Genomic DNA, 14,704 nt, shown 5'->3' with positions numbered 1-14,704 from the left:
AAGTGCGCAAACTGCTGCCGCTCCTGAGCACGAACCCCCACGGAGGCGGCCGTTCCGCTCTCACCTGCCGCTTCCGGTGTGGTGATGCCTGCTTCCACGAGGTGCCCAACACCAGCGACAACGCGTACGTCGGCGACGTCATAGCCGGTGTGCTGTCCCGCCGTTCGGCCCTCCGCGCCGCGGCCGTCGTGACCGTCGCCTCCGCCGTCGGCGGCGCCGTCGTCCTCGGCGGTGCGCCCGAGGCCGTCGCCCACTCGCAGAAGCCGGGCCACGGCGACGGCAAGGCCGACGGGGCCCGCGGCCTCCGCTTCACCGCCGTCGCGCCGAACACCGCCGACCAGGTCACCGTCCCCGCCGGCTACGCACAGAACGTGGTCATCCGCTGGGGCGAGCCGATCCTCCGCGGCACGCCCGCCTTCGACTCCGAGAAGCAGACCGCGAAGGCCCAGGCCGGCCAGTTCGGCTACAACAACGACTTCCTCTCCCTGCTGCCGCTGCGCGGGGAGCACCACCGGCAGGTCCTCGTCGCCAACCACGAGTACACCGACGAAGTCCTCATGTTCCGTGGGTACGACGCCGAGAACCCGACCCGCGAGCAGGTCGAGATCGCCTGGGCCGCGCACGGCCTGTCGGTCGTCGTCGTCCAAGAGGAGCACCGCTCCGGCAAGCTGACGCCCGTGACCCGCCACCACCTCAACCGGCGGCTGCACACCACCAGCGAGTTCGAGCTGACCGGCCCCGCCGCCGGCAGCGCCTTCGTGAGGACGAGCGCCGACCCCGAGGGCCGTACCGTCCTCGGCACGCTCAACAACTGCGCCGGCGGCACCACCCCGTGGGGCACCACCCTCCACGGCGAGGAGAACTTCAACCAGTACTTCGCGTACGGATCGACGCCGACCGACAAGCGGTACGGGGTCGGGACCGGCGCCTCCGAGCGCAAGTGGGAGCGGTTCGACAAGCGCTTCGACCTCCGCCAGGAGCCCAACGAGGTGCACCGCCAGGGCTGGGTCGTCGAGCTCGACCCGTACGACCCGGACTCCACGCCCCGCAAGCGCACCGCGCTCGGCCGCTTCAAGCACGAGGCCGCGCAGCCCCGTCTCACCGAGGACGGCCGCCCGGTCGTCTACATGGGCGACGACGAGCGCTTCGACTACTTCTACAAGTTCGTGTCGAGCAAGCGGATGAAGAAGGGGAACTCGCGCAGCGCCCGCGAGCACAACCTCACGCTCCTCGACGAGGGCACGCTGTACGTCGCCAAGCTGACCGGCGACTCCCCGGCCGCCGAGATCGACGGCACGGGCAAGCTGCCCAACGACGGCGAGTTCGACGGCTCCGGCCAGTGGATCCCGCTCGCCACCGGCGACGTCTCGCACGTCCCCGGCATGACCGCCGAAGAGGTGTACGTCTTCACCCGTCTCGCCGGTGACAAGGTCGGGGCGACGAAGATGGACCGCCCCGAGGACGTCGAGCCGTCCCCGCGCAGCGGCCGCGTCTACATCGCGCTCACCAACAACTCCAACCGCGGCAAGACGGGTTACGCCCCCGCCGACGAGGCCAACCCGCGCAACCTCAACAAGCACGGGCAGATCCTGGAGCTCGCCGAGCACTGGGACGACCCGGCCGCCGACGGCTTCGCCTGGCGTCTCTTCCTCGTCGCCGGCGACCCGAACGACCCGGCCACCTACTTCGCCGGCTTCCCCAAGGAGAAGGTCTCCCCGATCTCCTGCCCGGACAACGTCGCCTTCGACCCGCACGGCAACCTGTGGATCTCCACCGACGGCAACCAGCTCGGCTCGCACGACGGCCTGTTCGGCGTCGCCACGCAGGGCGAGCGGCGCGGTGAGCTGAAGCAGTTCCTGACCGTCCCGAAGGGCGCCGAGACCTGCGGCCCGCTCATCCAGGACCGCCGCGTCCTGGTCTCGGTGCAGCACCCGGGCGAGATCGACGGCGCCTCGGTCGAGAACCCGAAGTCGGAGTGGCCCGACGGACCCGGCAAGATCGTCCGCCCGTCGGTCGTCTCCGTCTGGCGCACGGACGGCCGCGACATCGGCGTCTGATCCGCGGCGGGCCGGGGGCGGAGTGGGCGTCTCACTCCACCCCCAGGCCCTCCCTGAACCGTACGAACTGCTCCTCCGGGTCCCCCGTGTACGCCCACGGCACCCACGCCGCCCGCGCGCCGAGCATCCCGAGCAGCTCCCGGGCGATCTCCACCTGGCCCGCGTAACAGGCCGCGTGCGCCAGGAAGTTGAGGTCGCCGACCTCCTCCGGCGCCACCGGGCGCTCCGGGTCCCTGCCCCCGATCCAGCGCGCGTGCGTGCGGCGCAGCTCCGTCACCGCCAGCTCGTGCTTCCAGTGCTGGTCGAAGCCCCGGACCGGACCCCGGCCGAGCGCCCCGTCCGCGATGTACCGGTACTCCTCGACCCGGGCGACCTGCACCAGGACCGGCAGCGGGGAGCCGGGCGGCGCCACGCCCGCCGCGTCGCGCGCGAAGTCGTACATGCTGCCGTGCGTGCCGTGCCACCGCGCCGACCAGTAGCGCAGCACCTGGATGTGCCCCTCGGTGTTGTACGGGTCGCGGCGCCGCAACTCGTCGAACCAGTGACGCAGTTCGCGGCGGGCGACCCCGCCCTCGTACAGCCTGGCCACCGACAGCAGCGACACCCACGGCATGGGGTCGGCGGGGGCCGCCTCGGCCGCGCCCCGGCAGGCGTCGACGGCGGCGTCGATCCGGCCCCGTTCGACGGTGGCGCCCCGGCCGGCCGCGATGGCCGCGTCGAAGACCCGGACGACCTCGGTCGCGGCCCGCAGCACGGCGGCGTCGGGGTTGCCGGGCTCGGCCGCCCGCCAGGTCTCGACGGTGGAGCTGCCGGCGGCGGCGTGCGAGAGGAGCCGCAGCCGGTGGGTGCGGCGCGCCCAGTCGTCGCCGGTGGCGGCGAGCAGGTCGCGGACCCCCTGCCAGCGGCCGATGACGATGTCGTGGCGTGCCTCGGTGAGCGCGCGGTCGCCGAAGTCCGGGTCGAAGTCGGGCGCGAAGCGCTCCGCTCGCGCCGTGCGCGCGGAGCGGCGGCGTACGGCCATGGGGCCTCCTTCGGTTCGGCTGCCGGCGGGTCGTGGCGACAACTCGTACGGGCTCAGAAGTCGGTGGCGTAGCTCTTGTCGTGGGCGCCGGTGCGGGCGTGCGGTGTGGCCGGGCCGGAGTCCTCGGTGGCGGCGAGCGCGCGGACGGCGTCCAGGCGGGCCGGACGGTAGTAGTCGCTGCCCTTGCGCCAGTACACGAGCAGCGGGACGACGCCGAGGAGGAGTCCGCCGAGGCCGATGGTGAGGGCGGTCGTGGAGAGTTCGCCGAGGGACTCGACGAAGCACCAGAGCATGAAGCCGGAGCCGAGCAGCGGCCACAGCCCGCCGAGGACGAAGTTCCGTACGGAGCGCAGCAGGAGCGACTTGTACGCGACGACGGCGGCGATGCCCGCGAGGCCGTAGTAGAACGCGATCTGGAGTCCGATCGCGGCGACGGCGTCGCTGAGGATCCGCTGGACGGAGTCGGCGGTCGCGGCGGCGACGAACATGAGGAGCGCGGCGCCGCCGACGGTGGCGATCGCGACCCACGGGGTGTTCCAGCGGCGGTGCACGCTGCCGAGCGCGGCGGGCAGGGTCCGGTCGCGGCCCATCGCGAAGAGCGAGCGGGTGACCTGGAGGAGGGTGGTCTCCAGGGTGGCGACGGTCGACAGGACGACGGCCACGACGAGGAGTTTCCCGCCGACGCCGGGCCAGATCTCCTGCCCGAGGACGGCGAGGACGTTGGGTCCCGCGGTGCGGATCTCGTCGGCGGTCAGCAGGACGTTCACGGCGACGGTGAACGCCTCGAAGAGGACGAAGACGAAGCCGACGCCGACCAGCGCGGCCAGTCCCGCCGTACGGCGGCTGTTCCGGGTCTCCTCGCTGAGGTTGCTGGTGACGTCCCAGCCCCAGTAGTAGAACGCGGCGATGAGGGCGCCGGCGGCGAAGCCCTGGGTGCCGTGGAACTGGTCGAGGCCGAACCAGGACCAGTCGAAGGCGGTGGCCCGTCCCCGGTGCAGGACGGCGGCGAGGACGAAGCCGATGAGGATGATCATTTCGACGCCGGACATCACGAGCTGGGCCCGCACGGTGAGGCGGGCGCCGCCGAGGACGACGAGCAGCATCATCAGGAACCAGCCGGCGCCGACGGCCGCCGCGAGCGGGGTGTCGTCCGCGAGGTCCGGGTCGATCAGGGAGAGCGTGAGGGAGCCGGCGGGGAGCGAGCCCGCCACCATGAAGACGGTGGCGGCGAAGACGAGCGCCCAGCCGGAGAGGAAGCCGAGGAAGGGGTGGAGGGTGCGGCCCACCCAGGAGTAGCCGGCGCCGGCGTTGACGTCGATCCGGCCGAGGCGGGCGTAGGCGAGGACGATGCCGAGCATCGGTATCGCGCAGTAGAGCAGGGCGGCGGGTCCGGCGTAGCCGACCGCGCCGAAGAGGACGGCGGTGGTCGCGGCCAGCGAGTAGGCGGGCGCGCTGCCGGCCACGGCCATCACGATCGTGTCGAACGTGCCGAGGACATTGGGCTGGAGCCCTCTGCTGTGGGTGGTGCGCATGGCGGAGTCCTCGGGGCGCGGGGGGTGAGGTGGTGCGGTGGTGGAGCGGGTGGTGCGGGGGTGGTGCGGTGGCAGGTCGAAGTGGCCCGTCCGCCGGGTCGGTTGTGCGACGGCGGCGGGCGCGGAACACGGTGGATCGCTGTGATTCCCGGCGAAAATCGGCGAGATCGAGCGCATCGTAGTCGCCCGGATGGCGTTCGGTAACGGCGGTGGGGAGGGTTCCGTTCCGTGACCGCCGGTAAGTCCTCCCGTACGCCCCTCGGGAGAGGTTTACCGCAGGTCGGGACCGGCGATGGCGCGGGCCGCGCGGACCTCCTGGCGGAGGGGTGCGAGGACTCCGTTCTCGTCGCCGGGGAGCTCTGCGCGGACCTCCACGAGCGTGTCGGTGGAGCGCAGTCCTTCGGAGAGCTCGCGCAACTCCCGCTCGACTTCGGCGACCTCGGCCGCGTCGGGGGCCGGGGCGCCGTGGGCGACGCGGATCCGGGCCGCGGTCGTCGCGTCGACGATCCGCTCGACGGCGACGACGAGCGGCCACCAGGCGGCGGCGCGCGGGCCGGTGGGCGGCGGTTCGGTCAGGGCGCGCTGGAACTCGGAGCGGACGGTCGACAGGTCCCGGTAGAGCTTCCGCCGGGCCCGGTGCCGGGCGGTCCGGTCGTCCGCCGAGAAGGCGCCGTGCACGTACGCGGCGGTGTCGGCGACGGCGTCCGCGAGCCGGTCCCCGATGCGGGTGTGCCAGGACTCGGGCCAGAGGAGGTAGCCGGCGACCAGGGTGATCGCGCAGCCGATGAGCGAGTCGTAGAGGCGGGGCAGGACGAGGTCGAAGCCCTGCTGGTTGAGCATGTCGGAGAGCAGCAGGATGACGGGGGTGATGGCCGCGGTCTGGAAGGCGTACCCCTTCGCCGAGAACGCCGGGATCAGGGCCGCGAGCACCATCATCACCGGCACGTCCCACCAGCCGCGCGGGACTTCGGCGAGGACGAGCGCGGCGAGGACGAGGCCGGCGGCGGTGCCGAGGGCGCGGAGCACGGCCCGGGAGAAGACCGAGCCGAAGTCGGGCTTCATGACGAAGGTGACGGTGAGCGCGACCCAGTACGAGCGGGGGACGGCGATCAGCGAGACGAGGGCCTGGGCGAGGCCGATGCAGAGCGCGAGCCGCAGCCCGTACCGCCAGGACGCCTCGGAGAACAGGACGGCGCGGGCGGCCCGGCGGGCCCGGACGCGGAGGGCGGCGGGGCGGCCGAGCCGGTCGTCGACGTTGTACGGGTCGGGTTCCGCCTGGTGGACGACGGTCGCCGCGTAGCGCAGGGCGTGGTCGACGGCCTTCTCCGCGGGCCGTTCGGGCTCCGGCAGGTCGAGGACGGGGGTGCCGGTGCGGCCCTCCTCGACGGCGTCGGCGAGCTCCCGTACGGCCGCGGGGATCGCGGCGGGCAGCGGGCCGAGGAGCCGGACGCGGAGGTGGGCGGCGGGGGCGGCTTCGAGGAGCGGCACGAGGGCGTTGAGCTGGGAGAGGAGCCGGACCAGGTGGGGCGCGCGGCCGTGCTGGCGGGCGCGGCGGGCGAGGACCAGGTCGTAGGACTGGTTCAGGGAGGCGGTGACGGCGTGCCGCTGTTCGTCGTACGCGGCGGTGGTGGCTCCGGTGGCCTCGTACAGCTCGGCGACGGCCCGGTAGGTGGCGGCGACGGCGGCGCGTTCGGGGGCGGTGCGGCGCAGGGGCCAGCCGAGGAGGGCGAGGAAGAGGACGAAGAGCCCGCCGAGGGAGAGGAGCAGGGGCGCCGTCCACCACGGTTCCGGCATGGGGAGGCCCGCGCCGACCACGCAGTTGAGGAGGAGGAGCAGTCCCGACACGGAGGCGACCGCGCCGATCGACGAGATCATCCCGGAGACGAGCGCGACGAGGGTGACGGCGCCGACGGCGAGCCAGCCCTGGCCGTAGACGAGGGTGCCGAGGGTGACGCCGAGGGCGCCGAAGAGCTTCGGCACGGCGATGTTGAAGATCCGCATCCGGTACGCGTCGGCGGTGTCGCCGATGACGCCGGAGAGGGCGCCCATGGAGACGAGGGCGCCGTAGACGGGCTGTCCGACGGCGAGTCCGACGGCGATCGGCGCGGAGAGCGCGACGGACGCGCGGAGGACGGCGGCCCAGGGGATGGGGGTGGGGGCGGGCTTGAGCCCGGACGTGAGCCAGGTGGGCGGGGAGAGCCGTACGGGCCGAGCGGGGCGTGCCATGCCTCTTAACCTACGTCTCTGGCGCGTGGTCAGGAGGCGAGCCCGGGCGGTGAGCTCGGGCGATGCGGTCGGGCGGAGAGGTCGGGCGCGGCGAGGTCGGGCGATGCGGTCGGGCGGAGAGGTCGGGCGGCGCGGTCAGGCGCGGCGAGGTCGGGCGGTGAGCTCAGGCGGCGCGGCAGAGCTCCGTGCGGTCGGCCGGTGCCGAGGGGCGGGGCACGCTCGTGTGCACGGGGCGGGTGCCGGCCGTGGCGCGCGAGCGGTTCCGGGCGAAGACGACGAGGCGCAGCACCGCGAACCTCGCGACACCGGCGAGCGCGGAGGCCGACAGGTAGACGACCTGTTCGAGCAGCGCGCCGGGCACCGCCACCAGCTGCTGGAGCAGGAACATCGCCGCGCAGGTCACCGCGTACGCGGCCCCGGCCGATCCGGCCGACTGCGTGTGCTGGCGCCAGGTGGCGCGGCCGCCCTTGCCGAAGGTGAAGCGGGCGTGCAGCTCGGTGGAGAGGAGCGTGGACGCCACGGCGATCAGGGCGTTGGCGAGGAACCAGGGGAGCCAGGAGGCGAGGCCGGTCACGGCGAAGCTGGAGGCGATTCCGACCCCGCCGCCGCAGAGCACGAAGCGGGCGAAGGCGGTGAAGGCGCCGGGTGCCGTCTGTTGTCGGCTCTGCCCTGCTGTCTCCATGGTCCGACCCCTCCGCTGGCTCACTCCCCGAAACGCGGGCTCCTCGGCCTTCGGGGCCGTGGGGGCGCGTCACTCATGGCGCCATCATGGCACATGAATGGCGCCATGGCGAGCCATGTGTGGCGCTGATGGTGCCATCGGTGGCGCCACGGTGTGGCGGGAGTTCCTCATGGTGGGGTCAGTGACTGGAGCGGCGCACGGGGCGTACTCGACGCGCGGGATGTACGCGATGCCGCGCGGGACGTACGCGATGCCGCGCGGGACGTACGCGATGCCGCGCGGGGGACGGCGAGCGGCGGGCGCGGGGGTCGGGGAGGCTCAGGCGTAGGTCAGTTGCGGTAGGACTCGACCTCCGCGGCCGGGCGGAGGGCAGCCGTGTCCGGGTCCTCGCCGAATTCGCTCTTCGCACGGCGCTGGCGCAGCAGGTCCCAGCACTGGTCGAGCCTGACCTCAAGGTCGGCGAGGCGGGCGCGTTCCTCCGGGGGGAGGCCGCCCGTGCCCGCGCGCTGCCGCAGGGCGCGTTCCTCCTCGACGAGGGCGCCGATGTCGCCCAGGATCTCCTCGTTGTCCATGCTTTCCAGCGTGGCCGATCAGCGCTCTCCGCGCAGGTCGAGATCGGCGAGGACGGCCCGGTGGTCGGAGCCCGCGAGGTCGAGGAAGCGGATGTCGCGGACGGTGAAGTCCCGGCTGACCAGCACGTGGTCGATCTGGGTGAACGGCGGCAGGGGGCTTTCCATGGGCCAGGTCGGCGTGCGGCTCGCGTCCGCGAGGCGGGCGGAGTCCTGGAGGTGGCCGGCGTCCAGGATCGCGCGGAAGGCGGCGTGGTCCTGGGAGGCGTTGAAGTCCCCGGCGACCAGGAGGGGCCCGGTGTGGTGCCCGGCGGCGGCGTCCCTGATCCGGCCGAGCTCCCGCTTCCACGCGTCCACCTGGCGCGGCAGCGGCGGCAGCGGGTGGGCGAGTTGGAGGCGTACGGGAACGCCGGCGATGTCGGCGGTGGCGCCCGGCATGCCCATCACCGCCGGGACGACCCGCTCGTCGGTGAGCGGATAGGCGCTCAGCAGGACGGAGCCGACGGAGCCGTCGGCGTCGACCGAGGTGTGGTGGGGGAGTTCGGCGGCGAACGTCGTGGTCAGGGCGCGGCCGCAGGCGCGGTCGCACTCCGAGACGAAGACCAGCCGGGGCCGTTCGCGGCGGATCGTGGCGATCAGCGCCTCGGTGCCCTCGCTGAACTCGACGTTGGCGGCGAGGACGGTGACCCGGGTGATCGGCAGCCCGTACGACGTGACGAGCTGCGGCATGTACGGCAGGGAGCTCCAGCCGACCGCGCCGAGGACGACGACGGCGAGCAGGGTGAGCGCGCGGCGGCGGGCGACGGCGGCGAGGACCGCCCCGAGCCCGGCGGGCACGGCGAGCCACGGAAGGAGGGAGAGCAGCTGCGGTACGGGGGTGATGCCGTCCGTGTCGAGCAAGCGGCAGGCGCTGATCAGGGCGGGGACGACCAGGAGCAGCCCTGCGGCCCAGGCGGTGAGGCGGTGCCTGGGCCGGAGGGGCGGCTCGGAGTGCGTCGCGGAGTGCGGCGCGGAGGCGTCGTTCACGGGCTCGGCGGTCAGGGCTCGGTCCACGCCCCTCAGTGTCGCAGGGCCTGTGCGATCTCCGCCGTCGTGGTGCCCGAGAGCGTCCGATTGCTGCGGGCCGTACCGGACTTGGCGGCGCCGGGCTCGACGCCGTCGATGTTCAGGACGACCGAGTCGAGGAGATTCCCGCCGTCGTCACGGAAGTTGACCATGATCGTGTAGTCGGCGTTCTTGTCCTTCGGGTTGGTCGCCGTGATCTGGGCGACCGTGCGGTCCCCGTCGGTGCTCGTCTCCCCGGCCTTCACGTCGGCGGTGGCGTTCACCCCGTCCTTGACCTCGTTCATCTTCTCCTGGGCCGCCGAGGCGACGGCGGCCGTCGCGGAGGAGACGACGTCGCCCGCCTTCTCCGAGACGGCGTCGCAGCCGGTGAGGGCGAGGACGGCCGTGGCGGCGAGGGAGAGCACGACTCCGGTGGTGCGTCTCATGCGCGGCCGCCTCAGAACTTCTCTTCGCGGCCGTACGCCTCGTCCGTGGCCAGCGCCCAGATCACGAAGATCGAGATGGCCATGGAGAAGAGCGCCCACCACGGCTGGTACGGCAGGAAGAGGAACTGGAAGAGGACGTTGAGGGAGGCCAGCGCGATGCCGGCGACCCGGCCCCACTCGGCGCCCTTGAGGATGCCGTAGCCGGCGATGGCGAGGATGACGCCGAGGATCAGGTGGATCCAGCCCCAGGTGGTCAGGTTGAACTTGAAGACGTAGTCGCCGACCCGGGTGTAGACGTCGTCCTCGGCGATCCCGGCGATGCCCTGGAAGACGTCCATGAATCCGGTGACCAGCATGAGGACACCGGCGAAGAGGGTGCCGCCGGTGGCCCAGGCGCCGGAGGTGCTCGGCTTGCGGGGTGCGGTGTTCTGGCTCATGACCCCATCGTCGGAGCGTTTGTACGATTCCGAACTTTCAGCTGGGCCGAACGAGTGAGCGGAGGTAGGAATCGAGTACGGAGTCGAACTCCTCGGGCCGTTCCAGGTTGGGCAGGTGCGCGGCCCGCTCGATCACGGCGAGCGTGGAGTCGGGCAGCAGCGCGTGCATCTCCTCCGCGTCCGCGACCGGCGTGTACGTGTCGTCCCGGCCGACGACGACGAGCGCGGGCACGGCGACGGTGGTCAGCGACTCGCGGTACTCGGGCCGTTCGGCCCGGCCGCGCAGGGCCGCGGCGGCGCCGACCGGGTCGGTCGCGCACATCATGCGGTGGACGTGCGGCGCGGCATGGGTGTTGTACGGGGCGACCATCCGGTCCAGGACCTCGTCGGCGTACTCCCGCATGGCCTCGGCCCCGCCGGCGAGCAGCCGGTCGGCCATGGCGTTCCGCGCGGCCTTGCCGTCCTCGGTCTCGGCGGCGGGGAAGGTGTCGGCGAGGACGAGGCCCCGGACGCGCTCCGGGTGACGGCGGTGCAGCTCCATGGCGATCTGGCCGCCCATGGAGAGACCGGCGACGACGCACTCCTGGATCTTCAGGTGGCCGAGGAGGTCGACGAGGTCCTCGGCGAAGTCCCCGAGGTCGGTGAAGTCGGGGCGCGCGCCGAGCGGCGTGATGCCGTAGCCGCGGAGGTCGGGGGCGAGGACCCGGTGCGTGCGCGAGAAGCGGTCGATCTGCGGCTGCCACATCGTGTGGTCGAAGGGGTGGCCGTGGACGAGGAGGAGCGCGGGGCCGCTGCCCCGGTCCTCGTAGGCGAGCGGGATGCCGTCGGTCATCTCTGCGAAGTCCATGGTCAGAGGCTAGGCAGGGGCAATTGCTCGGTGCAATAAGATCTTTGCTCTCGGTGCAATGGGAGGGGTGGGCGGCCATGGAGGAGTACCGGAGGATCGCGGACCGGGTCGAGGCCGCCGTACGGGACGGGCGGCTGCGGCCCGGTGACCGGCTGCCGCCGCAGCGGGTCTTCGCCCGCCGCCACCGGATCGCGAACTCGACGGCCATCCGCGTCTACGGCGAGCTCGCCCGCCGCGGCCTGGTCGTCGGGGAGGTCGGCCGCGGCACCTTCGTCCGGGCCGCACCCCCGCTGCCCGGGCCCGCGCTGGCCGAGGCCACCGGGGCCGCGCCCGTCGACCTCCAGCTCAACTACCCCTTCGTGGAAGGGCAGTCGGAACTGATGGCCCGCGCGCTCGCGTCGCTCGCCCGGCCCGACGTGCTGGCCGAGTCCGTCGCGCGGCCGGCCGCCGCCACCGGCACCCCGGAGGCCCGGGAGGCGGCGGTGTCCGTCCTCGCCCGGTCCGGCTGGGCGCCGGACCCCGAGAACGTCCTCTTCGCGGGAAACGGCCGCCAGGCCATCGCCGCCGCGCTCTCCGCACTCGTCCCGCCCGGCGGCCGACTGGGCGTCGAGGCGCTCACGTATCCGCTGGTCAAGGCGGTGGCCGACCGGCTCGGCATCCGACTCGTACCGCTCGCCCTCGACGACGAGGGGGTGCGGCCCGAGGCGCTCGCGGCGACCCACCGGGCGACGCCGCTGGCCGCCGTCTACCTCCAGCCGACCCTGCACAACCCGCTCTCCACGACCATGGGCCGGACGCGACGGGCCGAACTGGCCGAGCTGCTGCGCCGCTTGGACCTGACGGCGGTCGAGGACACGACGTGGGCCTTTCTCGTGCCGGATGAGGGCGCGGATGTGGGTGTGGGCGGTGCTGCGGGTGCGGGTGCGGGTGCGGGCGCGGGTGTGGGCGGGGGCGCGGGTGTGGGTGCGGGCGGGGGCGCGGGTGTGGGCGGGGGCGCGGGTCCGTCCGGGCCGCCCCCGCCGCTCGCCGCCTTCGCGCCCGAGCGGGTCCTGCTCGTGGACAGCCTCTCCAAGCGGCTCGCGCCCGGTCTGACCGTCGGCTACCTCGTCGTGCCCGGGCGGCTGCGGGCGGCGGCGGCCGAGGCGCTGCGCTCCGGCGCCTGGACGGCGGGCGGGCTCGCGCTCGCGGCGGCGACCCGCTGGGCCGGGGACGGCACCGTCGCCGAGGTCGTCGCCGCCAAGCGCGCGGACACGGAGGCCCGGCACACCCTGATCCGGCGGCACCTCGGGGAGTACGGGATCCGGACCTCCCCGCACGCCTACTACTGCTGGTGGGAGCTGCCCGTGCCCTGGCGGGCGGAGACCTTCGCGGCGGCGGCGGCCGGGCGCGCGGGCGTGGCGGTCACCCCCGGGAGCGCCTTCGCGGTGGGCCCGGGCACGGCCCCGGACGCGATCCGGGTGGGCCTCGCGTCACCGCCCCGCGCGGTGCTGGACGGGGCGCTCGCCCGCCTCGCGGCACTGGCGGCGGAAGGGGTCTGAGGCCGGGCGGGGTTCGGGGCCGTCCTTGCTTCCCCTATTCGAGACATGTAGAGTCCTGAATCATGAGGATGAGCGAAGGCGTGGAGTGGGCGCTGCACAGCTGCCTGAACCTGGCCTGGATCGGGCCGGAGCGGGCGGTCACCTCCGCGCGGCTCGCGGCCTATCACGAGCTGCCCGCCGCGTACCTCACCAAGCAGCTCCAGGCGCTCGCCCGGGCCGGGATCGTCACCTCGGTCTCCGGACCGAAGGGCGGCTTCCGGCTCGCCCGCGCCCTGGACCGGATCACGCTCATGGACGTCGTCGCGGCCGTCGAAGGCCCCGACGAGGCCTTCCGCTGCACCGAGATCCGGCAGCAGGGGCCGGGGGCGGGGCCCGCGGGGTCGTACGCCGCCGAGTGCGCCATCGCCGGCGCCATGGGACGGGCCGAACTGGCCTGGCGGCGCGAGCTCATGGCCCAGACCCTGGACGACGTCCGGGAGCGGGCGGAGCTCCAGGCGCCGGCCGCGCCCGACCGGATCCGTCACTGGTTCGCCAACGTCTGACACGACCGCCCTCCTGCCTTGGAGGGCTTCTCAAGGGGGTGATTCTGGATGTTAGATATCCAGGTTGAAGAACGCGGTGCCGGCGTCACGCGCCACCGGTCCGGACGGCCCGCCGTCGCCGCCGTCACGCTCGGCATCTTCACCGTCATGACCGCCGAACTCCTGCCGGTCGGACTGCTCACCCCGGCCGCCGCCGACCTGTCCGTCACCGAGGGCACAGCGGCCCTCATGGTGACCGTGCCCGGCCTCGTCGCCGCCGTCGCCGCGCCCCTCGTCACGGCCCGCGCGGCCGGCGCCGACCGCCGGACGCTCCTCGTCGCGCTCATGGTCCTCGCCGCCGTCGCCAACCTCGTCTCGGCGGTCGCCGGCCACCTCGCGGTCGTCCTCGCCGCCCGGACGCTCCTCGGCCTCGCGATCGGCGGGTTCTGGGCCCTCGCCGGCGGCCTCGCGCCCCGGCTCGTCCCGCCCGCCGCCGTCGGCCGGGCCACCGCCGTGGTCTTCGGCGGGGTCTCGGCCGCCTCGGTCCTCGGCGTCCCCGCCGCCACCGTGCTCGCCGAACGGGCGGGCTGGCGCTGGGCGTTCGCCGCCACCGGCCTCCTCTCCCTGGTCGCCGCGGCAGCCCTCCTGGCCCTGCTGCCCCGCCTCCCCGGACGGGCCCCGGGAACGGAAGGCCGCACCGGGCTCCGCGCGCTCGCCGCGCTGCCCCGCCGCAACCGACGCGTGCGGGCCGGGCTGCTGCTCACCCTCGCGCTCGTGAGCGGCCACTTCCTCGCGTACTCCTTCGTCCGCCCGCTGCTCACCGAGCACGCCCGCGTCCCCGAGACGCTCCTCGGCGTCCTGCTCCTCGGCTACGGCCTCGCGGGCGTCGCCGGGAACTTCCTCGCCGGCTCCCGGGCGGCCCGCTCCCCCCGCCGTACGCTCGCGGTCATCGCCGCCGCGCTCGGCGCCGTCCTCCTCGCGGCCTTCGCGGTCCCCGCCGCGGCCGCCGGACTGCTGATCCTCTGGGGGCTCGCCTACGGCGGGGTCTCGGTCGCCCTCCAGTCCTGGTTCATGGCCGCGGCCCCCGACGACGTCGAGTCCGCCACCGGCCTCAACGTCAGCGCCTTCTGCCTCGCGATCGCCCTCGGCGCCCTCCTCGGCGGGCTCCTGACCGACGCGTACGACCTCACAGCGGTGCTCCTGGCGGGCGCCGCGCTCACCTTGGGGGCCGCCGTCCCGGTGGCCGCCCTCTCCGGAAGGAACCCCCAGTCATGAACGACTACACCCCCACCGACGACCAGCGCGTCATCACCAACCCCGCCACGCTCCACGACCCCACACCCTTCGGCTACAGCCACGCCGTGTCCGCGCCCGGAGAGCTCGTCTTCATCGGCGGCCAGTACGCCTCCGACGCCACCGGAGCCCCCGTCCCCGGGGACTTCGCCGCCCAGGTCGAGCTGTCCCTCACCAACCTGCGGCTCGCCCTGGAGGGCGTCGGCCTCGGCCTCGCCCACGTCGTCCGCCTCGGCTCGTACATCGTCGAGCACGACCTCGCCAAGCTGGAGGTCCTCGGCAAGGCCCTGCACGCGCACTTCGGCGAGCGGCTGCCCGCACAGACCCTCAGCGGGGTCGCGGCGCTCGCCCTGCCGGGCATGCTCTTCGAGATCGACGCCGTCGCCGTACGGCCCGCGGGTCCCCACGGGGCCTGATCCACTTGCGGGGCGCCGGGCGCGGGTGTGCCCTGGAGGGTGCGGGAACCAAGGGGGCCAGACCCCGGGGGCGAG

General features: G+C 73.9%; 14 protein-coding genes. 5 read left to right on the top strand and 9 right to left on the bottom strand.

Annotated elements, in window-relative coordinates; genetic code table 11:
• The first annotated feature begins 2 nt into the window (after positions 1–2).
• Positions 3–2,057, top strand: coding sequence for a PhoX family protein (locus ACZ6K0_RS19870; RefSeq protein WP_469231491.1), 2,055 nt, complete (start codon positions 3–5; stop codon positions 2,055–2,057).
• A 31-nt stretch (positions 2,058–2,088) separates the two neighbouring features.
• On the opposite strand, the gene ACZ6K0_RS19865 is transcribed toward ACZ6K0_RS19870, so the two are convergent.
• The 9 genes from ACZ6K0_RS19865 to ACZ6K0_RS19825 form a co-directional block, all read right to left on the bottom strand.
• Positions 2,089–3,078, bottom strand: a complete 990-nt coding sequence (locus tag ACZ6K0_RS19865) for a hypothetical protein (RefSeq protein ID WP_376397513.1) — start codon at positions 3,076–3,078, stop codon at positions 2,089–2,091.
• 53 nt (positions 3,079–3,131) lie between these two features.
• Entirely contained in the window at positions 3,132–4,610 is a 1,479-nt protein-coding gene (locus tag ACZ6K0_RS19860; protein WP_376397510.1) for an APC family permease, read from the bottom strand.
• Between the two features lie 270 nt (positions 4,611–4,880).
• Entirely contained in the window at positions 4,881–6,836 is a 1,956-nt protein-coding gene (locus ACZ6K0_RS19855) for an FUSC family protein (protein WP_469231123.1), read from the bottom strand.
• Between the two features lie 163 nt (positions 6,837–6,999).
• Positions 7,000–7,518: a GtrA domain-containing protein gene (locus ACZ6K0_RS19850; RefSeq protein ID WP_469231121.1), complete on the bottom strand. Its 519-nt coding sequence runs from the start codon at positions 7,516–7,518 to the stop codon at positions 7,000–7,002.
• A 329-nt stretch (positions 7,519–7,847) separates the two neighbouring features.
• Positions 7,848–8,090: a DUF2630 family protein gene (locus tag ACZ6K0_RS19845; protein WP_376397499.1), complete on the bottom strand. Its 243-nt coding sequence runs from the start codon at positions 8,088–8,090 to the stop codon at positions 7,848–7,850.
• Positions 8,091–8,108: 18 nt separating this feature from the next.
• Entirely contained in the window at positions 8,109–9,140 is a 1,032-nt protein-coding gene (locus ACZ6K0_RS19840; protein WP_469231119.1) for an endonuclease/exonuclease/phosphatase family protein, read from the bottom strand.
• A gap of 5 nt (positions 9,141–9,145) precedes the next feature.
• Entirely contained in the window at positions 9,146–9,577 is a 432-nt protein-coding gene (locus tag ACZ6K0_RS19835) for a hypothetical protein (RefSeq protein WP_469231118.1), read from the bottom strand.
• Positions 9,578–9,588: 11 nt separating this feature from the next.
• Positions 9,589–10,014 (bottom strand): DUF7144 family membrane protein, encoded by a 426-nt coding sequence (locus ACZ6K0_RS19830; protein ID WP_376397491.1) that lies wholly within the window; start codon positions 10,012–10,014, stop codon positions 9,589–9,591.
• A 37-nt stretch (positions 10,015–10,051) separates the two neighbouring features.
• Positions 10,052–10,861, bottom strand: coding sequence for an alpha/beta fold hydrolase (locus ACZ6K0_RS19825; RefSeq protein WP_469231117.1), 810 nt, complete (start codon positions 10,859–10,861; stop codon positions 10,052–10,054).
• A 77-nt stretch (positions 10,862–10,938) separates the two neighbouring features.
• Between ACZ6K0_RS19825 and ACZ6K0_RS19820 the strand changes: the two genes are divergently transcribed.
• The 4 genes from ACZ6K0_RS19820 (at position 10,939) to ACZ6K0_RS19805 (ending at position 14,629) form a co-directional block, all read left to right on the top strand.
• Positions 10,939–12,399: an aminotransferase-like domain-containing protein gene (locus tag ACZ6K0_RS19820; RefSeq protein WP_469231115.1), complete on the top strand. Its 1,461-nt coding sequence runs from the start codon at positions 10,939–10,941 to the stop codon at positions 12,397–12,399.
• 68 nt (positions 12,400–12,467) lie between these two features.
• A complete protein-coding gene (locus ACZ6K0_RS19815) occupies positions 12,468–12,941 on the top strand; it encodes an RrF2 family transcriptional regulator (RefSeq protein WP_376398424.1) in 474 nt (157 codons plus the stop codon).
• A 48-nt stretch (positions 12,942–12,989) separates the two neighbouring features.
• The gene (locus tag ACZ6K0_RS19810; RefSeq protein ID WP_469231113.1) at positions 12,990–14,195 is read left to right on the top strand and encodes an MFS transporter; all 1,206 of its coding nucleotides are present in this window, start codon (positions 12,990–12,992) and stop codon (positions 14,193–14,195) included.
• A complete protein-coding gene (locus ACZ6K0_RS19805) occupies positions 14,192–14,629 on the top strand; it encodes a RidA family protein (protein ID WP_469231111.1) in 438 nt (145 codons plus the stop codon). Before ACZ6K0_RS19810 ends, ACZ6K0_RS19805 begins: the two co-directional genes overlap by 4 nt.
• Positions 14,630–14,704 lie beyond the last annotated feature (75 nt).

It is taken from the genome of Streptomyces sp. NPDC042346 (assembly GCF_055581845.1).
The sequence above is the reverse complement of the archived record's forward strand: the minus strand, read 5'-3'. Positions and strand labels throughout refer to the sequence as shown.

What these genes read in the sequence shown, in the direction of transcription:
- ACZ6K0_RS19850 (WP_469231121.1), bottom strand. Translation starts at nt 7,518, where the DNA reads ATGGAGACAGCAGGGCAGAGCCGACAACAGACGGCACCCGGCGCCTTC.
- ACZ6K0_RS19865 (WP_376397513.1), bottom strand. Translation starts at nt 3,078, where the DNA reads ATGGCCGTACGCCGCCGCTCCGCGCGCACGGCGCGAGCGGAGCGCTTC.
- ACZ6K0_RS19845 (WP_376397499.1), bottom strand. Translation starts at nt 8,090, where the DNA reads ATGGACAACGAGGAGATCCTGGGCGACATCGGCGCCCTCGTCGAGGAG.
- ACZ6K0_RS19815 (WP_376398424.1), top strand. Translation starts at nt 12,468, where the DNA reads ATGAGCGAAGGCGTGGAGTGGGCGCTGCACAGCTGCCTGAACCTGGCC.
- ACZ6K0_RS19835 (WP_469231118.1), bottom strand. Translation starts at nt 9,577, where the DNA reads ATGAGACGCACCACCGGAGTCGTGCTCTCCCTCGCCGCCACGGCCGTC.
- ACZ6K0_RS19855 (WP_469231123.1), bottom strand. Translation starts at nt 6,836, where the DNA reads ATGGCACGCCCCGCTCGGCCCGTACGGCTCTCCCCGCCCACCTGGCTC.
- ACZ6K0_RS19810 (WP_469231113.1), top strand. Translation starts at nt 12,990, where the DNA reads ATGTTAGATATCCAGGTTGAAGAACGCGGTGCCGGCGTCACGCGCCAC.
- ACZ6K0_RS19860 (WP_376397510.1), bottom strand. Translation starts at nt 4,610, where the DNA reads ATGCGCACCACCCACAGCAGAGGGCTCCAGCCCAATGTCCTCGGCACG.
- ACZ6K0_RS19805 (WP_469231111.1), top strand. Translation starts at nt 14,192, where the DNA reads ATGAACGACTACACCCCCACCGACGACCAGCGCGTCATCACCAACCCC.
- ACZ6K0_RS19830 (WP_376397491.1), bottom strand. Translation starts at nt 10,014, where the DNA reads ATGAGCCAGAACACCGCACCCCGCAAGCCGAGCACCTCCGGCGCCTGG.
- ACZ6K0_RS19825 (WP_469231117.1), bottom strand. Translation starts at nt 10,861, where the DNA reads ATGGACTTCGCAGAGATGACCGACGGCATCCCGCTCGCCTACGAGGAC.
- ACZ6K0_RS19820 (WP_469231115.1), top strand. Translation starts at nt 10,939, where the DNA reads ATGGAGGAGTACCGGAGGATCGCGGACCGGGTCGAGGCCGCCGTACGG.